Genomic DNA, 15,345 nt, shown 5'->3' on the forward strand with positions numbered 1-15,345 from the left:
TTGCTTTAGAAGGAGTTAAACATGGCTTATAAACACATTGGCGTGGCAATTTCCGGGAATGAAGAAGATGCCTTACTGGTGAATAAAGCCCTGGAGCTCGCCAGACATAATGACGCTCACCTGACGTTAATTCATATTGATGATGGCTTAAGCGAGTTGTATCCGGGTATCTACTTCCCTGCAACAGAAGATATTCTTCAATTGTTGAAGAATAAGTCGGATAACAAGCTGTATAAACTGACGAAAAATATTCAATGGCCGAAGACAAAACTGCGTATTGAACGCGGAGAAATGCCGGAAACACTGCTGGAAATTATGCAAAAAGAGCAGTGCGACCTCCTTGTCTGTGGTCATCATCACTCATTTATCAACCGTTTGATGCCGGCATATCGCGGGATGATCAATAAGATGAGTGCGGATTTGCTCATCGTGCCGTTTATCGATAAGTAACCGCTTACCAGTAATGCTCCGCTGTCATATGGCCCGGTCGGCGACGTAAATGTTTCGTCATCTGCCGGGTCTCTTTCAGCAACTGTTGTGTATCGCGCACCATCTGTGGATTGCCGCACAGCATCACATGGCTGGTTTCTTTATTCATCGGCAGGCCAATCGCGCTTTCCAGTTCCCCACTTTCAATTAATGCCGGTATCCGTCCGGTGAGCGACCCCGCTGCCGTTTCCCGACTGACCACCGTCTGAATGCGCAGTTTGCCTTCGTAGCGTTTTTCCAGTTCTTGCATCAGTGGCAAATAGCTTAAGTCGGCGGCATAACGTGCGGCGTGAACCAGGACCAGATTTTTGAAGCGATCTAAATCTTTGCCTAGTTGCAGAATCGATAAATAAGGGCCAATCGCTGTACCGGTTGCCAGCATCCATAGCGTTTCGCAGTCCGGTACTTCATCCAGAACAAAGAAGCCAGCTGCTTCGCTAACCACCTGCACTTCATCGCCCGGTTTCAGTGCCGCCAATCGTGGGCTTAATTTGCCATCGGGGACGGTGACCAGGTAAAACTCCAGATCGGGATTATCGGGCGAGTTAACATAGGAGTAGGCGCGCTGGACGCGTTCGCCGTCGATTTCAAGGCCAAGCTTGGTAAATTGCCCGGCGGTAAACGGAAGCACGGGGGCGTGAACGGTGAGACTAAACAGGGCGTCGGTCCAGTTCTGCACTTTAGTGACTTTGCCTGTTACCCAATCAGCCATGTTTTTCTCCTGTTTTGATTGACTTGCCTTATCTTCGTTCTCCGAACAAAAAAATTCCAGTCCCGAAGGACTGGAAGGCTCAATCGATCAAATCACTCAGAGAATGTGCACCTGCATTTCCGGGTCTTTGCGATCCAGATAGTGGATGGACTGAATGCGGCGAATGGTGCGTGACTTGCCGCGGATCAGCAGCGTTTCGGTAGTCGCGATATTGCCTTTGCGGCTAATACCTTCCAGCAGATCGCCTTTGGTAATACCGGTGGCAGAGAAGATGACGTTATCGCTGCGCGCCATATCGCCCAGACGCAATACTTTACCGGCTTCGATGCCCATCGCTTTGCAGCGTGCCAGCTCCTGCTCGCCAATGCGACGATTCTCTTCGTTGTCGCCTTTGACGTCATGACGCGCCAGCAGACGACCGTTCATGTCGCCATCTAATGCGCGGATCACCGCCGCAGAAACCACGCCTTCCGGCGCGCCACCAATACCGTACAGCACGTCAACTTCGCTGTCTGGCATACAGGTGAGAATTGAGGCCGCAACGTCGCCGTCCGGAATAGCAAATACGCGTACGCCGAGTTGCTGCATTTCAGCGATAACGGCATCGTGGCGTGGTTTAGCCAGAATCGTTACCGTCAGTTCGCTCAACGGTTTGCCGAGCGCCGCCGCTACATTGCGCAGGTTATCCGCCAGCGGCAGGTTCAGATCAATGGTGCCTTTGGCTCCCGGCCCGACAATCAGCTTCTCCATATACATATCCGGCGCATTGAGGAAGCAGCCTTTATCGCCTACTGCCAGCACCGCCAGCGCGTTAGCCTGGCCCATCGCCGTCATGCGCGTGCCTTCAATCGGATCAACAGCAATATCTACCGCGTCGCCGCGACCAGTACCGACTTTTTCACCAATGTAGAGCATCGGTGCTTCGTCGATTTCACCTTCACCAATGACGATGGTGCCGTCAATGTTGACCTGGTTGAGCATAATACGCATGGCGTTTACCGCCGCGCCGTCCGCGGTGTTTTTATCGCCGCGTCCTAACCATTTGTAGCCAGCCAGCGCCGCAGATTCGGTGACGCGGGAAAATTCGATGGCAAGTTCTCGTCTCATAGCAAACTCTAAGCAGTAAGGAATGGCGCGAAGTGTAGCACAGGGGAAGGGTGGGATTATTGATGTGTGCGGGGTTGCCCCCGCACGGTTTCAGAGTCTGCGTGATGCCGGATGCGGCGTGAACGCCTTATCCCGCCTACACAAAATGGCATTGGCTCGTAGGCCTGATAAGACGCGTAAGCGTCGCATCAGGCGATCAGCATCAGGCAATCGATTCAGGTGCCTGACATTACTCGTCGTGTTCTTCCCACGCCATCGCGCGTTTGACCGCTTTTTTCCAGCCTGCGTAACGGTAATTACGCTCAGTGGTTTCGATGCCTGGACGGAACTCGCGCTCAATCACCGCTTTCTCTTGCAGCTCGTCGAGGTTCTGCCAGAAGCCAACCGCCAGGCCTGCGAGATAGGCCGCACCCAATGCGGTGACTTCGCGCACTTCCGGGCGCTCAACGCGGGTGCCGAGAATATCGGACTGGAACTGCATCAGGAAATTGTTTGCTACTGCGCCACCATCCACGCGCAGGGCGTGCAGACGGATACCAGAGTCGGCCTGCATCGCTTCCAGCACGTCACGCGTCTGATAAGCAATAGACTCCAGCGTCGCGCGTATAATGTGGTTAGCGTTCACCCCACGAGTCAGACCGAAAATCGCCCCGCGCGCATACGGGTCCCAGTACGGCGCACCCAGCCCGGTAAATGCCGGAACCACATACACACCATTGGTGTTTTGCACTTTGGTGGCGAAATATTCGGAATCGTAGGCGTCGTTAATCAACTTCATCTCATCGCGCAGCCACTGAATGGATGCGCCTGCCATAAACACCGCACCTTCCAACGCATAGTTCACTTCGCCAGTCGGGCCGCAGGCGATGGTGGTCAGCAGGCCGTTTTCTGATTTCACCGCTTTCTCGCCAGTGTTCATCAGCATAAAGCAGCCAGTGCCATAGGTGTTCTTCGCCATCCCTTCTTTCACGCACAACTGACCAAACAGCGCGGCCTGCTGGTCACCGGCGATCCCGGAGATTGGAATACGCGTGCCGCCTTTGCCGCCAATGTTAGTCTGACCGTATACTTCGGAAGAACGACGCACTTCTGGCAGCATCTCGCGCGGAATATCCAGCACTTCCAGCATTTTGTCGTCCCAGTCCAGGGTATGGATGTTGAACAACATGGTACGAGAGGCGTTGGTGTAATCGGTCACATGGACACGGCCCTGAGTCATTTTCCAGATAAGCCACGTATCAACCGTACCAAACAGCAATTCACCACGACGTGCACGCTCGTGAGAGCCTTCCACATGGTCGAGGATCCACTTCACTTTGGTGCCAGAAAAGTACGGGTCAAGCACCAGACCGGTATTGCTGCGGATATAATCTTCTAAACCGTCACGTTTTAAATGCTCGCAGATTTCTGCGGTACGACGGCACTGCCAGACAATGGCGTTATAGATAGGCTTGCCGGTTTCTTTTTCCCAGACAATAGTGGTTTCACGCTGGTTCGTAATACCGATAGCTGCAATTTGATCGGAACTGATATCGGCTTTCGCCAGCACTTCTACCAGCGTGGAGCTTTGGGTGGCCCAGATTTCCATTGGGTCGTGTTCTACCCAACCTGGTTTTGGGTAGATTTGCTCAAATTCGCGCTGCGACACGCTAATGATATTGGCATCGTGATCCATTACGACCGCGCGGGAGCTGGTGGTGCCCTGGTCGAGCGCAACGATATATTTTTTTCAGTCATGTTTAATTGTCCCGTAGTCATATTACAGCGAAGCTTTTTGTTCTGAAGGAGTTGTGGTTTCCTTTTCTTCCACAACACAGATATCGCAAGGCAAATGGCGACCAATCAGTTTGCGGTAGGCAAATGCACCTACAATCGCGCCAACGATAGGGCTGAAAAGCGGCACCAGGAAGTAAGGAATGTCTCTGCCGCCGGTAAAGGCGACATTGCCCCAGCCCGCCAGCTAGGCAAAGACTTTCGGACCGAAGTCACGCGCTGGGTTCATGGCAAAACCTGTCAATGGGCCCATAGATGCGCCAATGACCGCAATCAGTAGACCAATCAGCAAGGGAGCCAAAGGGCCGCGTGGTACACCGTTGCCATCGTCCGTTAACGCCAGGATCAGCCCCATCAGAATAGCGGTAATCACCATCTCAACTGCGAAAGCCTGCACAAAATTGATATGAGGATTAGGGTAAGTAGAGAAAGTGCCAGCCAGATCAACACTTTCAACGCTGCCGCGAACAATGTGATGAGTCTGCTCGAAGTCGAAAAATAAATTGTAGTAAAGCCCGTAAACTAAAGCCGCAGCGCAGAAAGCGCCGGCAACTTGTGAAACGATAAAAGGAATAACTTTGCGCTTGTCGAAACAGGCAAACAGCCACAATGCAATGGTAACAGCGGGATTAAGATGCGCGCCGGAAACTCCTGCGGTCAGGTAGATGGCCATTGCCACCCCCAGTCCCCAAATGACACTGATTTCCCACTGACCAAAAGACGCACCAGCGACTTTTAGTGCTGCAACGCAACCCACACCGAAAAAAATCAACAACCCGGTACCGAGGAATTCAGCAATGCACTGGCCTTTCAAGGTTGATGTTTGACTCATAATCGGATCCTGAAGAGTTAATGTTTGTTGTATGCGTGAAAGTCACGGACCTCCACGATGCTTGTAGGCATGCTGTTAACTTATCGTTAACGAGCAAAAACGAGAAATATCGAACTTAAAATGTGTGTGCTTCGTCATAAAATGAGCGTTATCGCGCCATTTATTCCATCTGATTGTACATGATGCATGTTTGTTAGATCATTCGCGCAACAAATTTATTAACATTTTCGATTGATGTGGATTATGTCACTAGGAGAAGGATGAAAAGTGTGGCAAACCGTAATCTGCAAGGCGTGCCGCTGGACAGCGATGGCGCGGCTTCATACAATCGGAGCTAACTAAAGTGCGCTCGTATTTATTAAGGCGTCACCGGTAATCGGGACGAGGATTTTTTATCCATCAACGCCTTGCAATTCAGGAGAGGTATGACAATGTCATTAGAAGTGTTTGAGAAACTGGAAGCAAAAGTACAGCAGGCGATTGATACCATCACTCTGTTGCAGATGGAAATCGAAGAGCTGAAAGAAAAAAACAACTCACTGTCGCAGGAAGTTCAAAATGCCCAGCATCAGCGCGAAGAGCTGGAGCGTGAGAACAACCATCTGAAAGAACAGCAGAACGGCTGGCAGGAACGTCTGCAGGCCCTGCTGGGTCGCATGGAAGAGGTCTGATTACGCTTCATCTTTCGCGTAATTTCTTTACTGTGTAGGCCAACAGGTAACGCAGAAAAAAGGCACCTTGCGGTGCCTTTCTTATCATTCAATATCCAGCGGATCTTCTGAAAGAATAATCCCGGTATTGTCGGCATAAAGATGGTCGCCGGAGAAGAAGGTGACACCGCCAAAATTGACGCGGACATCGCTTTCGCCAATGCCTTCGCCAGCGGCACCAACCGGAATTGCCGCCATCGCCTGGATGCCGATATCCAACTCTTCCAGGTCATCTACCTGACGCACCGCGCCGTAAATGACCAGACCTTCCCATTCATTTTGTACTGCCAGACGCGCCAGTTCAGCATCGACCAGTGCGCGACGAACAGAACCACCGCCATCGACGACAAGAACACGACCACGGCCATTCTGTTCGAGCAGATCGTACAGCAACCCGTTGTCCTCGAAACATTTTACCGTGATTATTTGTCCGCCAAACGACGCCCGTCCGCCAAAGTTGGAGAACAGCGGTTCCACGACGTTAACATCTTCTTGATAGATGTCACAAAGCTCGGAAGTATCGTATTTCATAGGCTTAACATTCAGTTGCTGCGAGAATTTTCAGTATATCGCGCTATGTGGGCTGTTGGCAAAATCATCAATTGTTAATTGATATTTGTCAGTTATGCTGCCCACTGGCTTAGGAATATCCCTAAAACAAACAGCAGGTTAGTCAGTAACGCTCCCTTGACAGTACGTTCCAGCATTGGTCGCATCGCCACCGGGTCCATTTCCCGCATCACATAACGGGCTTGCTTCACCAGTAATGGTGCCGCCAGCAGGAACAGCCAGCCCCACAGGCTATGCAGCGAAAAGAGATTAAACAGCGCCAGACACACCAGCGAGCCCATCAGCAGGCAGGCATGATAACGACGCGCGTTCACTTCACCTAAGCGCACCACCAGCGTGTTTTTGCCATTTTCGCGGTCGCTATTGATATCACGCAGGTTATTAATATTCAGTACTGCCGTTGCCAGCAGGCCGCATGCGGTCGCCGGAAGGATCAGTGCCGGAATCAATGTATGAGCCTGTAAATACCAGCTCCCCATGACACTCAACCAGCCAAAGAAAACCAGTACGGAAATATCACCCAGACCGATATAACCATAAGGACGATTGCCCACGGTGTAGGTGATAGCGGCAATGATCGACAACCCGCCAAGAATCAGGAAACCGACAAAATCGGCCAGCGTATGGCATGCCACTGCAACCAGTGCCAGCCCGGAGAGACAGATGAGCACGACGGTAATAATGAGCGCCCGTTTCATCTTTTGCTGGGTAATGACCCCTTTTTGCATGCCGCGTAGCGGCCCAATGCGGTCAGGTTTATCGCTGCCTTTTACCGCATCGCCGTAATCATTGGCGAGGTTAGAAAGGATCTGTAATAGCCCGGCGGTAATTAGTGCCAGCAGGGCGACCAGCGGATCGAAGTGACCTTGCCACCATGCCAGCGCCGTCCCGACGATAATTGCAGCAAAGGCGAGGGGGAGGGTTTTAGGTCGTAAACTTTCCAGCCACGCCTGAGTTCGGCTAATTTGTTGTTCAGTCATAATACGCGCCAATAAAAATGGGGCCTTTCAGCCCCATCAAACAATGATGAAAATGATTGAACGCGATTATAGGATAAAACGGCTCAGATCTTCATCTGCCACCAACGCATCCAGATGTTTGCTCACATAATCTGCGTCAATAGTGATATTTTGACCGCTTAAATCGCTGGCGTCGTAGGAAATCTCTTCCATTAAACGCTCCAGAACAGTGTGTAAACGACGAGCACCGATGTTTTCGGTAGATTCGTTCACCTGCCATGCCGCTTCCGCGATGCGTTTAATACCGGAGTCGGTAAACTCGATATTTACGCCTTCAGTCGCCATCAGTGCTTTGTACTGCACGGTGATAGAGGCATTCGGCTCGGTCAGAATACGCTCGAAGTCGCTGGTGGTCAGTGCCTGCAGTTCAACGCGGATTGGCAGCCGACCTTGCAGTTCCGGGATCAGGTCAGACGGTTTCGCAATCTGGAACGCGCCAGAAGCGATAAACAGAATGTGGTCAGTTTTGACCATCCCGTGTTTGGTGGAAACGGTGCAACCTTCTACCAGCGGCAGCAGGTCACGCTGAACGCCTTCACGAGAAACATCCGGACCGGAAGACTCGCCGCGCTTACAGATTTTGTCGATTTCGTCGATAAACACGATCCCGTGCTGCTCAACAGCGTCGATAGCGTCTTGCTTCAGCTCTTCCGGGTTCACCAGTTTCGCCGCTTCTTCTTCAATCAGCAGCTTCATGGCGTCTTTGATTTTCAGCTTACGCGCTTTTTGCTTCTGGCCGCCCAGGTTCTGGAACATGGACTGCAGCTGGCTGGTCATCTCTTCCATGCCCGGAGGAGCCATAATTTCAACGCCCATCGGTGCTGCGGCAAGATCGATCTCGATTTCTTTGTCATCAAGCTGGCCTTCACGCAGTTTTTTGCGGAATGCCTGACGAGCAGCGGAAGGTTCCTGCTGCTGTTCAGTCTGTCCCCAGTTGTTTTTAGCAGGTGGGATCAGCACGTCGAGAATACGTTCTTCTGCCAGTTCTTCAGCGCGATAACGGTTTTTCTCGATAGCCTGGACGCGTACCATTTTCACGGCGGCATCGGTCAGATCGCGAATAATAGAATCAACTTCCTTACCGACGTAGCCCACTTCGGTAAATTTGGTCGCTTCAACTTTGATGAACGGCGCATTCGCCAGCTTAGCCAGACGACGGGCGATTTCAGTTTTACCGACACCGGTCGGGCCGATCATCAGGATATTTTTCGGGGTCACTTCATGGCGCAGCTCTTCGTTGAGCTGCATGCGACGCCAGCGGTTACGCAGAGCAATCGCCACAGAACGCTTGGCGTTGTCCTGGCCGATGATGTGCTTATCCAGTTCGCTGACGATTTCGCGTGGGGTCATTTCAGACATGGGAGATCCTTACGCTTTGTAGCTTAATTCTTCGATGGTGTGGAAATGGTTGGTATAGATGCAAATGTCGCCTGCAATATCCAACGCCTTTTCAGCAATTTCACGGGCGCTAAGTTCAGTGTTTTCTAACAGCGCGCGCGCCGCAGCCTGGGCGTAAGGGCCGCCGGAGCCGATAGCAATAAGATCGTTTTCTGGCTGCACCACGTCACCGTTACCGGTGATGATAAGCGATGCAGTTTCATCCGCGACTGCCAGCAGTGCTTCAAGTTTGCGCAGCATGCGATCGGTACGCCAGTCTTTTGCCAGCTCAACGGCGGCTTTAACCAGATGGCCCTGATGCATTTCCAGTTTACGTTCAAACAGTTCGAACAGCGTAAAAGCATCCGCAGTACCGCCCGCAAAGCCCGCGATGACTTTGTCGTTGTACAGACGGCGGACCTTTTTCACGTTGCCTTTCATTACGGTATTGCCCAACGTGGCCTGACCATCACCAGCGATGACCACATGGCCGTTACGGCGTACGCTTACTATAGTTGTCACGAGCTGACCCCTTGGTTACGAATACAGAGTACAAACCCCGTACAAAAGTACGGGGCATAATGCAATTATAGATGGGGGGGATTTTGAGGGTTTCAACCCCCGGCGGCGAGCCGAATGCAGTTTGTATGACCCGCCATCTTCAACCGATTGAGGGTGCTGTCTGCGTTCTCTTTGCCTTTCACCGGGCCAATGACCACACGATTCCAGCCATTGTTGGTGGTGATTTTCGAGTCAAATCCTTCGAACGCCAGCTGAGCACGTACCGTCTCTGCCTGTTCCGCGCCTCTGAACGAACCGCACTGCACCATCCAGCGGCGTTCGTCTTTTTTCTCCGCCGTCGGTTTTGGCGCGTCAGCGGCACGAGCAACCGGCGCAGCTTGCTGCGGCTTCGACTGCGCGGTCGTGTGCGCAGGGGTTTGCAGCAGATCCTGGTACGGCTGCTGAGTAGAAGCTGGTTTAGACTGGCGCGGTTGCGCCTGTACCGGCGCGGCTTGCGACGTACGCGTCTGCTGCTGCCAGCTTTGTTCAGTCGTACGCGACTGCTGAGCCAGGCGTTGCTGCTCCGCTAATTGCTGCGCCTGACGCTGGCGTTGTAGCGTTTGCTGACGCTGTTCCGGCGTCTGTTCATTCCACGGAACCTCAACCAGCTGCGTTGGCTGCTGGCGCATATCAGCCTGCATTTGTTCAAGAAGCTGACGTTGTTCTGGTGTCAGTTGCTCCGGCGTTTTCACTTCACCACCGGCAGAAGGTTCTGTGGGCGCACGCACACCCGGCTGGCGACTTTCCAGCTCTTTAATGTAGCGCCAGCGTTCTTCTGGTTTTGGTGGTAGTCCGTTTCCGGTCACTTTCTGGCTTTGCAGCGTCTCGGACTCTTCTTTCTTGTGATGCGTAATGAAGTACAGACCACCGATAAAGGTCACAAGAACGGCGGCAGCAATAGCGACCATAGCGGGAGAAACCGCAGGCAGATTTCGTTGCTTTTTCCGTGAGGTGCTCTTTTTTCGCCGCGAAGGTGCCGGTTGGCTGCGGCGTACATAATCTCGTTGTGCCACTATCGTTTCGCTGTATTTATTCGTTCGTCAGCCCGCCATGTTACTTAAGCGGCGGGCCTTTGACCAGTCACGGCAGTCTTAAAGGTTTACTTTAAGGTAACGCGCGTGTTGATCCCCGGATGATAAGTTCGCAGTCCATTAAACGAGAGCCACTGCCAACGTGTTGCCCCTGCATTTGATCAAGCAATAACAGCATAGCTTCCCGACCGATTTCGTAACGCGGCTGCGCGATGGTTGTCAGCGGCGGATCACAAAATTGCGTCAGGTCGATGTTATCAAAACCGATTATGGAAAGGTCTTCCGGGACTTTCAGCCCCTGGCGTTTTGCCTGAGAAAGTGCGCCGAGCGCCATCACATCGCTATGGCAGAAGACTGCAGTAGGCGGTTGTGGAAGATCAAGCAGCTGTTGCATTGCTTTGCTTCCGGCTTCGAAGGTGAAGTCGCCACGGGCGATGTATTGTGGATCAACCATAATTCCGCAGCGACGCAGCGCCTGAACATAGCCTTGCAGGCGGTAGTGACACAGTGGCATCTCTTCGGGACCGGCTATACAGCCAATCCGTTTATGCCCTTGCTCATATAAATAATTTACTGCATCAAATGCGGCGGTCAGATTGTCGATATGAACGGTAGGCAGCTCCAGTTCCGGTGCAAATTCGTTCGCCATCACCATCGGCGGCAGATTACGCTGTTCCTCAATGCTGGCATCAAACGGCAGCCTTGAACCCAGCAGCAACATGCCATCAATTTGCTTGGTGATGATCAAATCGATAAAGGTTTTTTCCTGCTGATTTTGATGCGCACAGTCGCCAATCAGCACCAGATATCCGTGATTTGCCGCCGTAACTTCGATACCGCGAATAATTTCGCTAAAGAAGGGATCGCAGATATCCGGGACAATCACCAGAATGGTGCGGGATTCATTACGCTTGACGTTGCGCCCCATAGGCTGCGGTAAATAACCCACTTCCCGGGCCGCTTTTTCAACCCGATTACGGGTGGCCTGGGAGACTTTATCGGGATTCATTAATGCTCGGGAGACAGTCGCTGTAGAGACTTTTGCCTTGAGGGCAACGTCTTTCATGGTCGCGGCAGTTTCCTGCTTCTTCGCTTTCACACTCACTCCTCGCCTGGCACGTCAGGCGTACTACATCCATGTTTACTTCACATCGGCAACATTTTTAGCAGATAGCGCGTGAAAACGGTTACAGAATTTTCATGAAAAGTGTGATGAATATTGAATTTTTCGATCCGCCTCGCATCGTAAGCGGTTTAACCCTCAATCGGATCAACATCCAGTACCCATTTCACCTTGCGGGAATCCGGTATTGTATTGATGAGCGCCAGCGTACCACTAATGATGTGTTGCAAGCGCACGCGGGAAGGGTGCTGCAACAATATCTGCCAGCGCCAGCGACCGCCACGTTTAGGTGCCAGTGCCGGAACCGGACCGAGAACCCACAGTTTGTCGTCTGCCAGCGGGCTGGAGAGGATCAGATTACGCAGTTGTTGCAGGAACAGCGGCGCATGCTGATTGTTATGATCTTCCGCACGCACAATCACATGGCTGGTCCATGGCGGCAGTTGCATCATCCGTCGCTCAGCCAGCGCCTGTTCGGCAAAGGCGTCGTAGCCTTTATAGAGCAACGTTTGCAACAGAGGATGTTCCGGATGGTGCGTTTGCAGCACCACTTCGCCTTGTTTACCCGCACGCCCGGCACGACCAGCGACCTGGGTGTAAAGCTGAGCGAAACGCTCTGCCGAGCGAAAATCGGCAGAAAACAGCGCGCCGTCCACATCCAGTAACGCCACCAGCGTCACATCCGGAAAGTGGTGACCTTTCGCCAGCATTTGTGTGCCGATCAAAATCCTCGCACCGCCGCGATGTACTTCCGCCAGTTGCTGTTCCAGCGCCCCTTTGCGGCTGGTGGTATCGCGGTCGATACGAGAAATGGGCACATCAGGGAACAGCGGCGCAAGCGTCTGTTCAAGCTGTTCGGTGCCCAGCCCCACGGGTACCAGGTGCGTGGAACCGCAGGAAGGGCACTGGCGCGGCACCGGACGCTGACTGTCACAGTGGTGACAGCGCAAATGCTGTTGCGCCTGATGCAGCGTGTAGTAGTGATCGCAACGTGGGCATTCGGCAATCCAGCCGCAGTCGTGGCACAGTAGCGCAGGCGCAAAGCCACGGCGGTTAAGAAAGAGGATAACCTGATTGTTGGCCTGTAAATGCTGGCGCATACGGGTGATTAACGCCGGAGCCAGACCTGCCTGCACCTTCTGACCTTTTAAATCCAGCACGTGTTGAATTGCCGGACGCGCATTCCCCGCCCGGCGCGTCAGGCGCAGCAGGCGGTATTTTTTCTGCTGGACGTTGCACAACGTTTCCAGCGCGGGCGTTGCGGAGCCAAGAATAATCGGGATTTGCTCGCTATGCGCACGATACACCGCCAGGTCGCGGGCATGATAGCGCCAGCCTTCCTGCTGCTTGTAGGAACTGTCGTGCTCTTCGTCAATGACAATCACGCCGAGATTTTTAAACGGCGTAAACAGCGCGGAGCGGGTGCCGATCACAATCGCCGCCTCGCCATTTTTCGCTTTCAGCCACGCCGAAAGACGCTCGCTGTCGTTCAGACCGGAATGCAGAACTTCCACGGGCGCATTAAACCGTTCACGAAAACGGGCGATAGTTTGCGGTGTCAGGCCGATTTCCGGCACCATCACCAGCGCCTGTTTGCCCTGAGCGAGCACGTTTTCCAGTACACTGAGATAAACCTCCGTTTTACCGGAACCGGTAACGCCCGCCAGCAGCCAGGCAGAAAAAGTATCTGCCGCGCTATGAATTGCGCCAACGGCGGTGGCCTGTTCGGTATTCAATCGCAACCGCTCACCAGAAACGGCATAGTTCGTTCGCCAGTCGCTAAACTCTGGTGTTTCACTTGCTAAATCACACAGACCTTTTTTGCGCAGCGCCTGCAACGCGGCATCATTAAATTCGAGCGTGGCAACCTGGTCGCGCCAGATTTTGCCTTGCCGTAACGCTGCCAGCGCCTGTTGTTGCTTGGGTGAGCGTTTCAGGCTGTTCAGATCCACCGCCTGACCTTGTTCAGTGGCAAACCAGTACCACATCGGCGCGTTCGCCGCAGGCCGCCCCTGGCGTAGTAAAATCGGCAAGGCATGAAACAGCACATCGCCAATCGGATGATGATAGTAATCTGCCGCCCATAGCAGCAATCGCCAGACGGAGTGAGTAAACACCGGCTCACCATCCAGCACTTCGACTACCGCTTTTAGCTCAGTGAGCGGCAGTTCGCTGGCATCGCTAACTGATACCACAATCCCGATGCGCTCCTGCTGTTTGCCAAACGGCACGCGCACGCGACACCCAGCTTTAACCGTCATGCCTTCTGGCAGCAGATAGTCAAAGGTACGAGGAAGCGGAACGGGCAAGGCAACGTGGGCAACGGGCATAGCATCATCCTGACTTGAAATTCGGTGGGTTAGTATACACATTGCCGTAGAAGAGTGCGGATCAGTTTGCATACGCTGGTTAATTTCTGTATGATTTCGCGCCTTCGTACGAAATGATCGTATTGAAGCTATACTTTTAACATCGCGTGGTGTCTGGCGTTAGGGCTGGAAGAGCGACGCGGCCTTAAACCGAGGTTTTCCCATGAAAAAAGATATTCACCCGAAATACGAAGAAATTACTGCTAGCTGCTCTTGCGGTAACGTAATAAAAATCCGCTCCACCGTTGGTCATGACCTGAACCTCGACGTGTGCAGCAAGTGCCACCCGTTCTTCACTGGCAAACAGCGTGATGTTGCTACCGGTGGCCGTGTTGACCGCTTCAACAAGCGTTTCAACATCCCGGGCAGCAAATAAGACCGGATTTCCGAAAAAAGCGCCGCACGGCGCTTTTTTTGTGCCTGAATTTTGGTCGTATCACCACGAAAACAGCGGCCACTCTTTGGCAACCGTGGTGAGTTGTGGCGCGTCGAAAACGGCTTGTGGTGAAACTACCGTTTCCTCAAGCGGAATATTTTTACCGTAGCGTTCTTTGAGCTTCGCCTGGACCAGCGGGTTGCTGAGATCAAACTCTTTCAACTTCTGCTGTTCGCCCACGCGCATTCCCAGCGCGTTCTGGTAAACCTTCCACACCACTTCCGAACAGTACTGGCGATCGTCGCTCCATGAGAAGCTGAAATCATACGGTTTACCGAGATAACGTTTTGCCGTTTGCGTCAGTTTTTGCTGTTGTTCAACACTCAGTCCGCCTTCAACGCGGCGAACAACGTAGTTGCCCTTTTCACCATGGGCAATCCACTGCTTGAGCGGGGTGTATTTCACCGGGCCGACCGCTTCAAAAACGTAGGGCTTTTTGTTACGCATCACCAGCATACCGGTGTGGCTGTAATCGGAATGGGTTGCCAGTTGGATCGCTTTACTTTGCGATGAGCGAGAGATTTGAAAGATGATGTCGCCAGTTTGCGGCTGCCAGGCAAAGGCAGGTACAGAAACCAGCAGGCTGAGGATCAGCAGCCTGTTTTTCATAGTTAAACGTCCATGTATAAAAAGCGGTGGGTCGCAGACAACGTGCTCGTTGTTTATGCCGGATGCGGCGTGAACGCCTTATCCGGCCTACAAGTTCGTGCAAATTCAATAAATTGCAATATGACGTAGGCCTGATAAGCGTAGTGCATCAGGCGATTCCACTCCGCGCCGCTCTTTTCCGCTTTAGTATTCCCACGTCTCCGGGTTAATCCCCATCTCACGCATGATCTCTTTTGCCGCTTCCGGGATTTCGTCGCTGCGCTCTTTACGCAGATCGGCATCATCCGGCAAAGGTTGCCCGGTAAAGGCATGCAGAAACGCTTCGCACAGCAGCTCGCTGTTGGTAGCGTGACGCAGGTTGTTCACCTGACGACGCGTGCGTTCATCGGTGAGGATTTTTAACACCTTAAGAGGAATGGAAACCGTAATCTTTTTGACTTGTTCACTCTTCTTGCCGTGCTCAGCGTATGGGCTGATATATTCGCCGCTCCATTCAGCCATGAGATACTTAATCCTCTTCGTCAATAAATTGAGACCAGACCCCACAATTTATGTGGGTACTGACCGTAAACCCGCATAGTTTACCGTACAGGCGTTACCGTGACATCGTGTAATGCACCTGTCGGC

General features: G+C 52.7%; 15 protein-coding genes and 1 pseudogene. 3 read left to right on the forward strand and 13 right to left on the reverse strand.

Annotation, left to right across the window (positions count from 1 at the left end; all coding sequences use genetic code 11):
• Positions 1-21 precede the first annotated feature (21 nt).
• Complete coding sequence (gene yiiT / locus SF4001; protein NP_709727.1) at positions 22-450, forward strand: universal stress protein UspD; 429 nt, start codon at positions 22-24, stop codon at positions 448-450.
• A 4-nt stretch (positions 451-454) separates the two neighbouring features.
• Here the strand turns inward: yiiT and fpr are convergent, their stop codons facing one another.
• From fpr to SF4005, 4 genes and pseudogenes are all read right to left on the reverse strand, one after another.
• The gene (gene fpr / locus SF4002) at positions 455-1,201 is read right to left on the reverse strand and encodes a ferredoxin-NADP reductase (RefSeq protein ID NP_709728.1); all 747 of its coding nucleotides are present in this window, start codon (positions 1,199-1,201) and stop codon (positions 455-457) included.
• A gap of 96 nt (positions 1,202-1,297) precedes the next feature.
• The gene (gene glpX / locus SF4003) at positions 1,298-2,308 is read right to left on the reverse strand and encodes a fructose 1,6-bisphosphatase II (RefSeq protein ID NP_709729.1); all 1,011 of its coding nucleotides are present in this window, start codon (positions 2,306-2,308) and stop codon (positions 1,298-1,300) included.
• A gap of 229 nt (positions 2,309-2,537) precedes the next feature.
• Positions 2,538-3,896, reverse strand: a complete 1,359-nt coding sequence (gene glpK / locus SF4004) for a glycerol kinase (protein NP_709730.1) — start codon at positions 3,894-3,896, stop codon at positions 2,538-2,540.
• A gap of 171 nt (positions 3,897-4,067) precedes the next feature.
• Positions 4,068-4,913 (reverse strand): annotated as a pseudogene (locus SF4005).
• A gap of 425 nt (positions 4,914-5,338) precedes the next feature.
• Here SF4005 and yiiU point away from each other — a divergent pair.
• Positions 5,339-5,584 (forward strand): septal ring assembly protein ZapB, encoded by a 246-nt coding sequence (gene yiiU / locus SF4006; RefSeq protein ID NP_709732.2) that lies wholly within the window; start codon positions 5,339-5,341, stop codon positions 5,582-5,584.
• A gap of 84 nt (positions 5,585-5,668) precedes the next feature.
• On the opposite strand, the gene menG is transcribed toward yiiU, so the two are convergent.
• The 7 genes from menG to priA form a co-directional block, all read right to left on the reverse strand.
• Positions 5,669-6,154, reverse strand: a complete 486-nt coding sequence (menG, locus tag SF4007; RefSeq protein NP_709733.1) for a ribonuclease activity regulator protein RraA — start codon at positions 6,152-6,154, stop codon at positions 5,669-5,671.
• Between the two features lie 92 nt (positions 6,155-6,246).
• Entirely contained in the window at positions 6,247-7,173 is a 927-nt protein-coding gene (menA, locus tag SF4008; protein ID NP_709734.2) for a 1,4-dihydroxy-2-naphthoate polyprenyltransferase, read from the reverse strand.
• A gap of 66 nt (positions 7,174-7,239) precedes the next feature.
• A complete protein-coding gene (gene hslU, locus SF4009; protein NP_709735.1) occupies positions 7,240-8,571 on the reverse strand; it encodes an ATP-dependent protease ATP-binding subunit HslU in 1,332 nt (443 codons plus the stop codon).
• Between the two features lie 9 nt (positions 8,572-8,580).
• Complete coding sequence (gene hslV, locus SF4010) at positions 8,581-9,111, reverse strand: ATP-dependent protease subunit HslV (protein NP_709736.1); 531 nt, start codon at positions 9,109-9,111, stop codon at positions 8,581-8,583.
• Between the two features lie 92 nt (positions 9,112-9,203).
• Positions 9,204-10,163 carry an essential cell division protein FtsN gene (gene ftsN / locus SF4011; protein NP_709737.1) on the reverse strand — a complete coding sequence of 320 codons (960 nt, stop codon included), beginning with the start codon at positions 10,161-10,163 and terminating at the stop codon, positions 9,204-9,206.
• Positions 10,164-10,254: 91 nt separating this feature from the next.
• Positions 10,255-11,280: a DNA-binding transcriptional regulator CytR gene (gene cytR / locus SF4012; protein ID NP_709738.2), complete on the reverse strand. Its 1,026-nt coding sequence runs from the start codon at positions 11,278-11,280 to the stop codon at positions 10,255-10,257.
• Between the two features lie 155 nt (positions 11,281-11,435).
• Positions 11,436-13,634 carry a primosome assembly protein PriA gene (gene priA, locus SF4013; RefSeq protein NP_709739.2) on the reverse strand — a complete coding sequence of 733 codons (2,199 nt, stop codon included), beginning with the start codon at positions 13,632-13,634 and terminating at the stop codon, positions 11,436-11,438.
• A 202-nt stretch (positions 13,635-13,836) separates the two neighbouring features.
• Between priA and rpmE the strand changes: the two genes are divergently transcribed.
• Positions 13,837-14,049, forward strand: a complete 213-nt coding sequence (rpmE, locus tag SF4014) for a 50S ribosomal protein L31 (protein ID NP_709740.1) — start codon at positions 13,837-13,839, stop codon at positions 14,047-14,049.
• A 60-nt stretch (positions 14,050-14,109) separates the two neighbouring features.
• Here the strand turns inward: rpmE and yiiX are convergent, their stop codons facing one another.
• Together yiiX and metJ are read right to left on the reverse strand one after the other, a co-directional pair.
• Positions 14,110-14,718, reverse strand: a complete 609-nt coding sequence (yiiX, locus tag SF4015) for a hypothetical protein (RefSeq protein ID NP_709741.1) — start codon at positions 14,716-14,718, stop codon at positions 14,110-14,112.
• Positions 14,719-14,901: 183 nt separating this feature from the next.
• Positions 14,902-15,219, reverse strand: a complete 318-nt coding sequence (gene metJ / locus SF4016) for a transcriptional repressor protein MetJ (RefSeq protein NP_709742.2) — start codon at positions 15,217-15,219, stop codon at positions 14,902-14,904.
• Positions 15,220-15,345: the final 126 nt, after the last annotated feature.

It is taken from the genome of Shigella flexneri 2a str. 301, assembly GCF_000006925.2.
In the GTDB taxonomy this organism is placed as follows: domain Bacteria; phylum Pseudomonadota; class Gammaproteobacteria; order Enterobacterales; family Enterobacteriaceae; genus ECMA0423.

Coding starts and splice junctions, on each gene's coding strand:
- glpX (NP_709729.1), bottom strand. CDS start 2,308: ATGAGACGAGAACTTGCCATCGAATTTTCCCGCGTCACCGAATCTGCG.
- metJ (NP_709742.2), bottom strand. CDS start 15,219: ATGGCTGAATGGAGCGGCGAATATATCAGCCCATACGCTGAGCACGGC.
- menA (NP_709734.2), bottom strand. CDS start 7,173: ATGACTGAACAACAAATTAGCCGAACTCAGGCGTGGCTGGAAAGTTTA.
- priA (NP_709739.2), bottom strand. CDS start 13,634: ATGCCCGTTGCCCACGTTGCCTTGCCCGTTCCGCTTCCTCGTACCTTT.
- yiiT (NP_709727.1), top strand. CDS start 22: ATGGCTTATAAACACATTGGCGTGGCAATTTCCGGGAATGAAGAAGAT.
- yiiX (NP_709741.1), bottom strand. CDS start 14,718: ATGAAAAACAGGCTGCTGATCCTCAGCCTGCTGGTTTCTGTACCTGCC.
- rpmE (NP_709740.1), top strand. CDS start 13,837: ATGAAAAAAGATATTCACCCGAAATACGAAGAAATTACTGCTAGCTGC.
- fpr (NP_709728.1), bottom strand. CDS start 1,201: ATGGCTGATTGGGTAACAGGCAAAGTCACTAAAGTGCAGAACTGGACC.
- menG (NP_709733.1), bottom strand. CDS start 6,154: ATGAAATACGATACTTCCGAGCTTTGTGACATCTATCAAGAAGATGTT.
- yiiU (NP_709732.2), top strand. CDS start 5,339: ATGACAATGTCATTAGAAGTGTTTGAGAAACTGGAAGCAAAAGTACAG.
- glpK (NP_709730.1), bottom strand. CDS start 3,896: ATGGAAATCTGGGCCACCCAAAGCTCCACGCTGGTAGAAGTGCTGGCG.
- hslU (NP_709735.1), bottom strand. CDS start 8,571: ATGTCTGAAATGACCCCACGCGAAATCGTCAGCGAACTGGATAAGCAC.